Source organism: Vibrio hepatarius (assembly GCF_001274785.1).
In the GTDB taxonomy this organism is placed as follows: domain Bacteria; phylum Pseudomonadota; class Gammaproteobacteria; order Enterobacterales; family Vibrionaceae; genus Vibrio; species Vibrio hepatarius.
In genome coordinates this window covers 174,858-184,596 of record NZ_LHPI01000013.1, presented here as the reverse complement: position 1 = coordinate 184,596, position 9,739 = coordinate 174,858, and the positions used below count along the sequence as shown (strand labels likewise).

Below are 9,739 nucleotides of genomic sequence, written 5' to 3'. Positions count from 1 at the left end.
GACTTGTGATCAAGAGACAGGGCCTGAGCCACCCTTTCTAGTTCCAGCTGTTTCAATTATCTATCGAGCAAATCATTAATTTTTGCATTCTTCGCGGCCAGTTCGATGTCACGACTATCGTTACTTTCACTAAAAGTCATCTCGATAGCACCAGCGTTGCAAATCGCACCACCTAAAGCCTCCCGTTCAAGGTTGCTAAACTTAAGCTCAGTAATAACCACTACAAGTGGGCTAGGTAGAAATTTAGGTAGTTCCTTAGCAGTTTCAGCGATACCTTTCTGAATCAGCTTCTCTAACGCGTGTCTATCGTTATGCAAGAGATCGAGAACAGTATCATCTAGCGCAATACCATTCTCTTGCCCTTTCCATTTCATTAAAATCTTAGATTCGTAGATGTACATAATAAAAGGATCATTTCTAACAATCTTGTTCAAACGGTCTGTAATACGAAACAAGATCGACAAAATTGGCACGATTAGAGCAATGATACACAGTGAACCCATGCTATCCGTTAGCTGTGTTTGTTCGATAAAGAAGTGAGTGTACTTTAATTCGATATATGTCAGTACAATTAGGATAGACATTGCATCAAGAAATGTACGATTAATTTTCAACGTTAAATCTCCAGTAAACTACATGATTGATTCTTTAAGAGCCTTCCCCGGCTTGAAGTGCACTCTGCCGCGGTAACCAGTAGAAAGCGTATCCCCAGTTCGTGGATTTCGTTTTGTACCAGGTTTATATATTACGGGTGAAAATGTTCCAAACCCTCTAATCTCGGTTCTTTCACCACGTTCAATACCACCAGCAATATCATTCATGACAACCTTGATCGCCTTCTCGAACTCTTCGACGGTAAGTTGATTATTTTTCTCTGCCAATTTGAGAGCTAATTCTTTCGTTGATACTTTTCCAATTTGATACATAACACTTCCTACACCAAGCATGTCTTTCGAATTCTACACCTTGCGTTTTAAATAAATCAACGACTATGTAATATGAAATTCAATAACTTCTGGTCAAGCCATAGTTGGCAATTACATCGGACATTACTGAACAAGCGATAGATCACACATAACTCATTGAGATGCTGTTGTACTCCTTGTCATTCACTAACATGGTAAAATCTCTCTGTATGTCATCTACATCTTGAAATTACCTATGTTTCAAATGTATCCTTAACCACACATTCAATAAAAAGCGTTTTTAATATGAGTACAGAGTCCTCAACCTCAACAAGTTTTCAATTTACTAAAGAAGCTAAGTCAAACGTTGACCAGTTCCGTCAAGCGACTGGTTTAACTCAGCCTTCTATCATCAATAGAATTTTGGAAAAGGTGTCGGCTGATGATGTAAAGACTTGGTGTGCAGACTTGATCGAAGAAAACGAAGCAAGAAAAGAAGAATCAAAGATCCGAGCGAGTCAAATTTCAGAGTTAAGTAAACTTCCATCAGATGTACTGCAAAGTATCATTGCATCGCAGCAAGTTAATGCATAAAGATGTCACTTGCTGACGAAAGAAAGCAGTTCTTTCAACTTGCTACAGAGGCGGGAATGACAGATGACTTGTCCCTATTTGCTAAGTACTTTGGTCGATTTCAAGGCGCCTCAATCGAACTGGCAGACGGTCGCACTGCCAGTTATGAAATTCCAAGAAATGTGCGTATAGCACCAATCAATGGATACCAACCTACTCAAGAACCATCACCTGAACCTTCAAACATTAAAAGTTTTAGTAACAAAACTTTTAATGATTACGCAAAAGCTAGGCTTAAGTAAGCCTCTTCCTTTTCATTATTTCTACTACTGCTATATACTCGCTATCGGACATAAGTAATTATTTTCTATAGAGGTGAGCAAGGTGGCTAATCCAAAAGAAGCGGTAGAAGACTTTCAAGCTGAATTCTTGAGTGTCATGAGCAGAATCAGACGTATGCGTAAGTATCTTAAGGGCTCTGATTCAACTTCGATGATTGCGATGAAAGATCGCTTAGAAGAGCTTATTCTTGAGCGCGAAATTGAAGAAGAAGAAGAACGCAAAGCCCAGGAAGAAAAACAACGTAGTATTGAAGAAGTCAAAGAGATGATGAAAGCCAAAGGGTTATCAGAATCCGACCTGACTGGCACTGGGTCACAAGATCAAGTGGTAAAAAAAGAAGGCAAGAAACCGCGCAAACCAAAGTACTTACATATTGATGATGAAGGCGAAGAACATCGCTGGAACGGCAAAGGTAGAACACCAAAGTATTTTGCTGACCTCATAGAGAAAGGGGTCAACATCGATAAAGATTGTCTAGCTCGTAACTTAGAACCAGAAGACGAAGAATAATTCCTAAATGCCTCCCACTCGGGAGGCTTTTTACATCCCTACCCGATAATATTTACACTACAATTCTTTTTGATTAAGTATCAAGCATGCAATAATAACTACACTTTTTGAATGCGTAGTATGGTGTAAATTTGATATTCAACAATTCTGTAAATCGAAGACCTATTCGGTACTCATTTCTATTGCTTGGTACTTCTCTTAGTTTGCTATCTACAAACAGTTTTGGTTTTTCATCTGAACAAACGGAAGATTGGCAACAGGAAATTCTTGCTCAAGTTCAACGTCAAACTAAAGCTGCACAAGATGCTCAACCTCAGCAATCTAAAAGCACAATGAGTCAAGAACGGATGAACCAGATACTTGGCCAAGTAAGGGACATCGCATCCGTTAAAGGTGAGTTCCAATTACATCAGGTTCAGAGGTACTGCCAAAATGAGATCAGTAGTTTCTGTACTTCAAGTAGTGGAGATACACAGCACTTACTGAAATGCTTGATCAAGCATAAAGACCGGGCATCAAAGCAATGCTCTAAAGTCCTATCTGATAACAACAGAGCCCAGCCTTCCTTAGCTGATGAATGGCGACATGACATCCTCATACCTGCCGGCAGCACCTATTACGTTGACCCGGTAGACAAAAGCTTAGGAGTAAACCTATCGCGCCCTACTCGGTACATGAACATCCCTATTGTTGGTCAGCTTAGTTGGTACGAAGGTGGATCTATTCGCTCCTATGTACCAAGCAAAACCCCAGTGCAGTACGGTCAACTAGTTTTCGCACCTAACCAGGAAATTACATTATTTCCTAACGGCCAGATTAAAAGAGGCGTCCTTCACCAACCAGTTACCATCGGCAACCTGAGCTTTAACGCTGGACAAATCATTACCCGCGATAGTGATAAACAACCATTTCAATCACTCAAATAGTTATCCACTTTTTCTGTGCAAATACCTGTGAATAGAACCCGGAGTACCAATGAAACAAAAGCGTCATCATGAGTTACTTGGCAAATTGTCCAAATTATTAAAATCGATACCAGCTCCAACAGAAAGCATTAGTGAAGTTGCAAACGCTTTTCTTACGCTCTGTATGGGGATTGCTTTCTCTACATACCTATTTAACTGCTGGTTTGATGCCAAAGATCTTACTGAGTTAACTGCACCACTTTACCTTACGGTAGTGTGCTTAATGAGTTTCAACTTTATTATGCGCCCAATCATATCTATGCTTTTGGGCGCCAAACTTTCAAAGCACAGCTTGATTATCCAGTTCTTTGCGACGTTCTTGTTAGTTAATGTCATAGAGAATGATGCGACTACAATCATCGATAAAATACTGGCTAACCAGGGACTGTCGTTGATGGTTCTCGCAGGTGTTGTGATCGCATTTGCAATAAACTATGTGATGCCTATTCGCCTAATCCATACTGAGTTCCGTGAAAGTCGCATGGGTGAAGCTCGGTTAATGAAAGCTCAACCTTCAATCTCGCCAACCGAACGGGACATTAACACGGCAGCAATTCATGAGGCTGGCCACGCATTAATTTACTCTGCAGCAGAAGGTATCCCTGATTCTTTCAAGGTCGTACTCAACGATAAAAATCGATCAGACGCTACTCTTGGCCAAGTAACATGCCCTCGCTCTGGCCACTTTCTAAATACTGGTACTGAATTGGATTTTGAAATGCTACTTAAGCTTGGTGGACTAGCAGCAGAACTGGCAGTATTTGGCGAACACGCAGATGGCGGTCGTAGTGACATAGACAGTTATCAGAATCTAGCACGACATTACCTTAAAGCGGGTTACTCTGAACTACCCTACTACAATGAGCCAGAATCACAGCTTGAAGTTGATGTGAATTGCCAGTCAATAAATGTCTTAAAAGAAGAATACTTAACTAAGCTGGTAGCATTTATGGAAGCCAACAAGCTGCTATTGGTTGAGTTATCAGAAGTACTCAAAGATAAAGAAATGCTACAAATCGAAGATTTACTACCATTCTTTGAAAAATCAGTTATCCCGGATTGGATGCCAAGAGTCAATTTGAGCTAATAACAAAACAGCCTCCCACGCGGGAGGCTGTTTCATTAAGGGGATTAAAATTAACCTTGCCTGTAAATCATGTTCTTTTTATTGATTACAACATTCTCAGATATTTTTTGGTCACAAGAGACATAGAACCGGATTGCTTCTGGAAGGCTCATGAAGGGCTCTGTGGTAAACGACATCTCTTTATCGGTGTTGCTTTCTAAGCTAAACCTATGAGCTTCTACAGGCAAGCTAAGAGGCCTTACGTGGCCAATTTTGAAATTGTAGCGATCGTCATCACTCAATTTATAATAAGCGGATGAAAGGATAGCTTTGGTAGCATAGAAAAATTGTCCCTCTGGAGCCCCCTCTAAGGTGTATTCATAGTTAAGGGCGCAATTTGTCAACTCTATGTTACTGTTATTTGAAATAACCGCTTTAAACTCCGAATGTGCAGCCATAGTGTCAAATATGACTAACTTTCTAACTTCCATTGTTGTACTATGAAAACTTGTACTCCTCAACTCTACATCTGGCAACTGTTGCTGGGTTATATGCGTATTTTTTACAACAATTGGTTCGTCACTTGAAGAAAAGCCAGCAATCGAGGCTGTATCTCCCAAGAAACCATAAGCTGAAAGTAAAACAGTTAGAACTAAGGTAATTGTTATTTTAGTGGGTTTGTTTTTCATTTTCTGTCAGTAATCATCATTAATTATTAAACCGGCATTCACTCTTAATAGAATAAATCATGCGGTAGCAATTGAGGTGGCTTGCCCTTGCAACACTTCTTGTATTTTTTACCAGACCCACAATGACAAGGTTCATTTGGCCCGAGCTTTTCTTGTTTAACATGTGGGTTGAGTTTTTTTTCAGGTTCGAGATCGATGTATTGTTTCGCAAACTTATGAAGCTCAAACATTCCATGCATCATCATGCCCCTTCGGCACCCCTCTTGAGCTGCTTCCTCAATCAGTTCATGCGCCAGTTTTTCATTTTTAGGTAAATATTCTCCGCTTATATATTCCATTGCCAACGTAGATTTAGCACTTTGGGCTCCTTCATCAACAGCCCTATTTAAATAGTCGTATGCAACTTTCTGATCGAAATACGGATTTGCTTTATCGTTATAGAATTGGAAAAGGGAAAGATATACGCCAGGCTCTACACCATCGATGCTCATTTCAAAGTACTTTAAAGCTTCATCATACTTGTGCTGGTTGAAATATAGTTCTTCTGCGTAAAAGAGCTGTGCTGGTTCAAACCCGCGTTCAGCTGCAGCTTTTAGCCTTCCTACTTTCTTTTCGATATTCGCATCAGTAACCAATTCAGCAGTCAGTGCATAGTTAAACAGCGCCTCTAGGTCGGCATGCCTTTGAATATACAATTCTTGTGAGTTGTCATCGAATTGACCTAAGAGTTCTTTTTCCATCGAAATGTCAGCGCTTAAAGTGCAGCAGGCATCATAAAGACTCATAGCGACCGATCTCATTGACTCTGAGTGGGCTTTATCATTTGCTGAAACTACTAAGCTGCCACGTAAACTTTGCTCATTGGCCGCGTTATCGACCAATAGAGCTGCTTTCATCTTTGCTTCAAAATCAGAAGACAGGATTCCTTGGGCAACGACCTGTTGAAATTCTTGGATAGAGAGCTCTATCATTTCAACATCACCTATACGGATGCTGCTATCTTCTAAGATGACCAAATCTTCAAAAAGAGAAATTAGCTGCTTACGGCCTTGCTCAACCAACTGAACCATTTTTTCTTTCTGTTCAGAGGAATCACGAACAGCATTTCCGTCATTTGGTAGATCACGCTCGATATGTGCCCCTTTGTTTCCCAGAATCCTTACCTTGTGAAAACTATCTTTGGTTGTCTTACTGATGATTTGTGATTCAAATAGTGTCTCAATTCGCGTAATCAAGTCAGTTCGGTCGAACAAAACATCATGTTTGTCGGCCAATTGAGTAAGCGTAGAATCTACGATGTGGCGATACTGAATCAACGAGTAGTCAGGCATATTTTTAGCAAACTCAATCGCCTTGCCATAAAGTTCACCGACTTCTGATGATACTAGATAACTCAACTCCAAATCGGTTATGACAGTCTTATTGTTCATTGATGTTCGATTCCTTACTAAAGCATTATTTTATTACTTTAATCTCAACTCCAAATCACACAAGATCTTAAGAGCCAGTTTATGAAGTTAGTAGGTATGAACGTTCATTAGTAATGACTTGGTTTATGATTAGTCATCATTGCTTTCAACTAACCAAAAGATAAAGAATGCTTACATCGCACATGACTTACGCTGAAAAAATATTATAATACTTCACATTCAATATTGAGCGTTTCCAACGTTTAAGTAATGCAGCCGTAAGAGAAAGCTATGAAAGAGAAAATCGCCGTTGTACCAGGTGCATTTAACCCCCCTACTGTCGGCCATTTAAAGTTGATTGAGAGTTTGAATCTATATGACCGTGTTTTTCTAGTACCTATTCAGTCCTATGCCCGAGGGGAGCACTTAACTCCATACGAAACACGCATTGATATGCTTCAAGCCTTCCTTAAGGACGTTCCTACTCAAAACGCCTCTGTGTACGCTGTAGAGCATTTTATTCACCCTGATGGCACTTACGTCAAAACTAGCCAGTTAATTGAATACATAGAGTCTGAGAACCCATCTGCAGATGTGACTCTAGTCGTAAAGCCAGAACACATTGCTAAGTTTTCAACATCGAGTGATACATCACACCTAGTGGGTCGAATATCTTTGTTGGTGAACCCCGAACTGACAAACATCAGTAGCTCAATCGTCCGGGAGAAAAAATTCCGCGACATCGACATAAGCGATGATATTACCCCTTCTGTCCACCAGCTTATTCACGCAAAAAATCTCTATGAAGATTTGGCCGACACCTTATAGAAATACAGAATTTTAGACATAAAAAAAGCTCGGAATACCGAGCTTTTTTTATTTGCGGAACGCTTATTTGTTTACTGCATCTTTCAATGCTTTCCCAGCGGTAAATGCTGGAATAGTGGCGGCTTTGATCTCAATAGCCTCACCAGTTTTTGGATTACGACCTGTACGAGCGGCACGCTCATTTACTTTGAATGTACCAAAACCGACAAACTGCACTGGCTCTTTAGCTGCTAAAGACTCCGTAATACCTTCTAGCATTGCGTCAAGTGCGCGGGTTGCTGCTGCTTTAGAGATGTCAGCTTTTTCTGAGATAGCTTCTACTAGTTGCGTCTTGTTCATTGTTTTAGTTCCTTGTTATGAAATCATATAAATCAGTGGAGCCTATTTAAACGCTAAATTTTGAATCATGTCAACGAATACAATAAATCTAGCGTTTATCAATTATTCAATCGTACTTAATGTGTTCAATAGTGCACTTAATCGGTCCATTAAGTTAAGCACGTTAACACCATATGAAAGATAATATGCTTCTTCAATTACCAGCCTTTCATTCTTTAAATACAGCTTAATGTTTGGGTGAGCTTCATTCATGGCCATAACAGTGTCACTATCAAATGAGACAGTACTAGGCATCACTGAACGGAGAAGAATAAAATCAGACTTACACTCTAAGTCCCATTCAATATGCTGACTCAAATTAGACACTTGAATCTCTACACCAAGATCAATGACTCTTATATGCAAGTCTCGACATTCTGGCATAAAAGAATAATGTAGGCCACTTTCGCCAAATTCAGATGCTACGCTTGAAATCAGGCTAATCATGTCCTCGGGTGAAGCTTCTTCTAAAACACTATCAGCATCAAATTCCTTAAGGGCAAATTGAGGAATGATCCCCTTAATGCTGATAACCCCCGTAATGCTTTCATTAATCATGCATTATCACCTTCTCAAAATCAGGTTGTTATTAAACCTTGTAATATGTTCAAAACGTCATAACCAAGCCAAACGGCAATTGCAGCCGTAGCTAAAGCTGTCGTAAATAAGTACTCAATGAACCCTCCTGTCCTAAAACATATGGGGCTTCTAATTTTTATAGTTAATGGCCAGAATAGACGAACTCCTGCTGGTGTTAATGCATCTCCTATTAAGTGTGCGACGAATCCAAAGCATACTGCAGCTGCTATACCTATGTGGCCATTTAGAAAGTAAAAGCAAGCGGCAAGTGCCCAAATTGAATGTGTGATACCCCGACTATGCGAATCCTCATTCCAAGGAAGCAAAGCCCGGTCCCCTTGTAGCCAACTTAATGGTACTGATATAAATTTCACTCGCCGGCCTAGCAAACTCTCAGGATGATCGATGTCTGGAATCAGCGAGCCGAACAATACCGCCAAGAACATAGCTGCTGATTCAAGCGGTTGCGGTTGGTAATTCAAAAGGTACGGTTCAGCTAACAGCCAAGCCGCACCAGCACTGATCACATGATTTCTGCCAAGCACGGTTAAATCTTGCTTTCAACGGTTTGAATTAAAGAAGAAGCTGATGACGTCAATTCATTAGCACGAGATTCTTTTTCTGCAGATGCCTGCTTAGCTGCAGCTGCATCGGCTTTAGCTTGTACTTCGGCTTCAACTTCGGCCTTAGCTTTTGCAGCGGCGGCAGCTTTATCAATCTCTAACTGTCGACGCTCTTCTGCGCGGCGGCGAACCTCGGCTTCAACTTCTTCATATGCTTTTGCTGCGGTTGCCTGTGTAGTGTCACCTGCTTTACGAGAAAGGATCTTTGCTTGGTTCTCGTATGACAAATGCAAGAGTGTGTAGACGGTGTACTTACCATCGATAAGCACTACCTCGTTTTTTACCGTTGTGACACCAACAATGTCTGCAGAGTCCACAAACTTCGTCACTACTGATTCTGCATCTGACTCCACGTTACCGTTAGAACCTGCACGCATAAAGGCACGTTCACGGCCTGACACTTCCTGACTCAAAGTTTTTGCGAGCGTGAATTCTGCATTGAGCTTAGCGTGATTCATTGTGAACTGGAGATTATTGCTGGTGGCTGTACCTACAGCATAAATGCCTTGATCATCGTTCTGCGGTGCATTTAGGAACCAGCTAGGGACAGAGTTAAATTTCTGCTCTTCTTTGCTGTACTTCACTTCTTTCTCTTGTTGAAGCTTTTCCTGATACTGTTCGGCAGGCGTAGTTGAACAGCCAGCCATAACAAGTGTAGCGAGTAGAGAAAATGCCATAACGTTAGATTTTACTAATTGCATAATTTTTCCTTTCAGTTGGTTTACTCGACTATCATCGCGCAGGTCACAGATCCCGCAAGTCCCCAAAAACCAACTTTTTTTAATTTTTTCTAATAGCTTGAAAGACCATCAATCCTTCCAATTTAGTAGCCTAAATCGGGTGTATATGCTCAACGGAATGTAAGCATTGTA

14 protein-coding genes are annotated in these 9,739 nt (G+C 40.6%); 6 read left to right on the top strand and 8 right to left on the bottom strand.

Annotation, left to right across the window (positions count from 1 at the left end; all coding sequences use genetic code 11):
- Positions 1-56: 56 nt before the first annotated feature.
- Both AKJ31_RS15035 and AKJ31_RS15030 read right to left on the bottom strand, forming a co-directional pair.
- Positions 57-614 carry a hypothetical protein gene (locus AKJ31_RS15035; protein WP_053409932.1) on the bottom strand — a complete coding sequence of 186 codons (558 nt, stop codon included), beginning with the start codon at positions 612-614 and terminating at the stop codon, positions 57-59.
- A gap of 18 nt (positions 615-632) precedes the next feature.
- Positions 633-926: an HU family DNA-binding protein gene (locus tag AKJ31_RS15030; RefSeq protein ID WP_053409931.1), complete on the bottom strand. Its 294-nt coding sequence runs from the start codon at positions 924-926 to the stop codon at positions 633-635.
- Between the two features lie 285 nt (positions 927-1,211).
- Between AKJ31_RS15030 and AKJ31_RS15025 the strand changes: the two genes are divergently transcribed.
- The 5 genes from AKJ31_RS15025 (at position 1,212) to AKJ31_RS15005 (ending at position 4,382) form a co-directional block, all read left to right on the top strand.
- The gene (locus AKJ31_RS15025; protein ID WP_053409930.1) at positions 1,212-1,499 is read left to right on the top strand and encodes a hypothetical protein; all 288 of its coding nucleotides are present in this window, start codon (positions 1,212-1,214) and stop codon (positions 1,497-1,499) included.
- A 2-nt stretch (positions 1,500-1,501) separates the two neighbouring features.
- The gene (locus AKJ31_RS15020) at positions 1,502-1,780 is read left to right on the top strand and encodes a hypothetical protein (RefSeq protein WP_053409929.1); all 279 of its coding nucleotides are present in this window, start codon (positions 1,502-1,504) and stop codon (positions 1,778-1,780) included.
- An 82-nt stretch (positions 1,781-1,862) separates the two neighbouring features.
- Complete coding sequence (locus AKJ31_RS15015) at positions 1,863-2,330, top strand: H-NS histone family protein (protein WP_053409928.1); 468 nt, start codon at positions 1,863-1,865, stop codon at positions 2,328-2,330.
- A 182-nt stretch (positions 2,331-2,512) separates the two neighbouring features.
- Positions 2,513-3,256, top strand: coding sequence for a cysteine rich repeat-containing protein (locus AKJ31_RS15010; protein ID WP_157052372.1), 744 nt, complete (start codon positions 2,513-2,515; stop codon positions 3,254-3,256).
- A 49-nt stretch (positions 3,257-3,305) separates the two neighbouring features.
- On the top strand, positions 3,306-4,382 hold the full coding sequence (locus AKJ31_RS15005) for a hypothetical protein (protein ID WP_053409926.1): 1,077 nt from the start codon (positions 3,306-3,308) through the stop codon (positions 4,380-4,382).
- 50 nt (positions 4,383-4,432) lie between these two features.
- Here the strand turns inward: AKJ31_RS15005 and AKJ31_RS15000 are convergent, their stop codons facing one another.
- On the bottom strand, positions 4,433-5,050 hold the full coding sequence (locus AKJ31_RS15000) for a hypothetical protein (protein WP_053409925.1): 618 nt from the start codon (positions 5,048-5,050) through the stop codon (positions 4,433-4,435).
- A gap of 44 nt (positions 5,051-5,094) precedes the next feature.
- Complete coding sequence (locus AKJ31_RS23615) at positions 5,095-6,480, bottom strand: DUF4145 domain-containing protein (RefSeq protein ID WP_053409924.1); 1,386 nt, start codon at positions 6,478-6,480, stop codon at positions 5,095-5,097.
- A gap of 270 nt (positions 6,481-6,750) precedes the next feature.
- On the opposite strand from AKJ31_RS23615, the gene AKJ31_RS14990 reads away from it, so the two are divergent.
- Positions 6,751-7,287 carry an adenylyltransferase/cytidyltransferase family protein gene (locus AKJ31_RS14990; RefSeq protein ID WP_053409923.1) on the top strand — a complete coding sequence of 179 codons (537 nt, stop codon included), beginning with the start codon at positions 6,751-6,753 and terminating at the stop codon, positions 7,285-7,287.
- Positions 7,288-7,350: 63 nt separating this feature from the next.
- Here the strand turns inward: AKJ31_RS14990 and AKJ31_RS14985 are convergent, their stop codons facing one another.
- From AKJ31_RS14985 to AKJ31_RS14970, 4 genes are all read right to left on the bottom strand, one after another.
- Complete coding sequence (locus AKJ31_RS14985; RefSeq protein WP_053409922.1) at positions 7,351-7,626, bottom strand: HU family DNA-binding protein; 276 nt, start codon at positions 7,624-7,626, stop codon at positions 7,351-7,353.
- A gap of 102 nt (positions 7,627-7,728) precedes the next feature.
- Positions 7,729-8,223, bottom strand: coding sequence for a hypothetical protein (locus AKJ31_RS14980; protein WP_053409921.1), 495 nt, complete (start codon positions 8,221-8,223; stop codon positions 7,729-7,731).
- A 20-nt stretch (positions 8,224-8,243) separates the two neighbouring features.
- Positions 8,244-8,771: a metal-dependent hydrolase gene (locus AKJ31_RS23610; protein WP_225478145.1), complete on the bottom strand. Its 528-nt coding sequence runs from the start codon at positions 8,769-8,771 to the stop codon at positions 8,244-8,246.
- Positions 8,772-8,791: 20 nt separating this feature from the next.
- Positions 8,792-9,568 (bottom strand): hypothetical protein, encoded by a 777-nt coding sequence (locus AKJ31_RS14970; protein ID WP_053409919.1) that lies wholly within the window; start codon positions 9,566-9,568, stop codon positions 8,792-8,794.
- Positions 9,569-9,739: the final 171 nt, after the last annotated feature.

Excerpts from the sequence above, each read along its gene's own strand:
- AKJ31_RS14985 (WP_053409922.1), bottom strand. The coding sequence starts at position 7,626 with ATGAACAAGACGCAACTAGTAGAAGCTATCTCAGAAAAAGCTGACATC.
- AKJ31_RS15025 (WP_053409930.1), top strand. The coding sequence starts at position 1,212 with ATGAGTACAGAGTCCTCAACCTCAACAAGTTTTCAATTTACTAAAGAA.
- AKJ31_RS15030 (WP_053409931.1), bottom strand. The coding sequence starts at position 926 with ATGTATCAAATTGGAAAAGTATCAACGAAAGAATTAGCTCTCAAATTG.
- AKJ31_RS15020 (WP_053409929.1), top strand. The coding sequence starts at position 1,502 with ATGTCACTTGCTGACGAAAGAAAGCAGTTCTTTCAACTTGCTACAGAG.
- AKJ31_RS15000 (WP_053409925.1), bottom strand. The coding sequence starts at position 5,050 with ATGAAAAACAAACCCACTAAAATAACAATTACCTTAGTTCTAACTGTT.
- AKJ31_RS14970 (WP_053409919.1), bottom strand. The coding sequence starts at position 9,568 with ATGCAATTAGTAAAATCTAACGTTATGGCATTTTCTCTACTCGCTACA.
- AKJ31_RS14980 (WP_053409921.1), bottom strand. The coding sequence starts at position 8,223 with ATGATTAATGAAAGCATTACGGGGGTTATCAGCATTAAGGGGATCATT.
- AKJ31_RS14990 (WP_053409923.1), top strand. The coding sequence starts at position 6,751 with ATGAAAGAGAAAATCGCCGTTGTACCAGGTGCATTTAACCCCCCTACT.
- AKJ31_RS15005 (WP_053409926.1), top strand. The coding sequence starts at position 3,306 with ATGAAACAAAAGCGTCATCATGAGTTACTTGGCAAATTGTCCAAATTA.
- AKJ31_RS23615 (WP_053409924.1), bottom strand. The coding sequence starts at position 6,480 with ATGAACAATAAGACTGTCATAACCGATTTGGAGTTGAGTTATCTAGTA.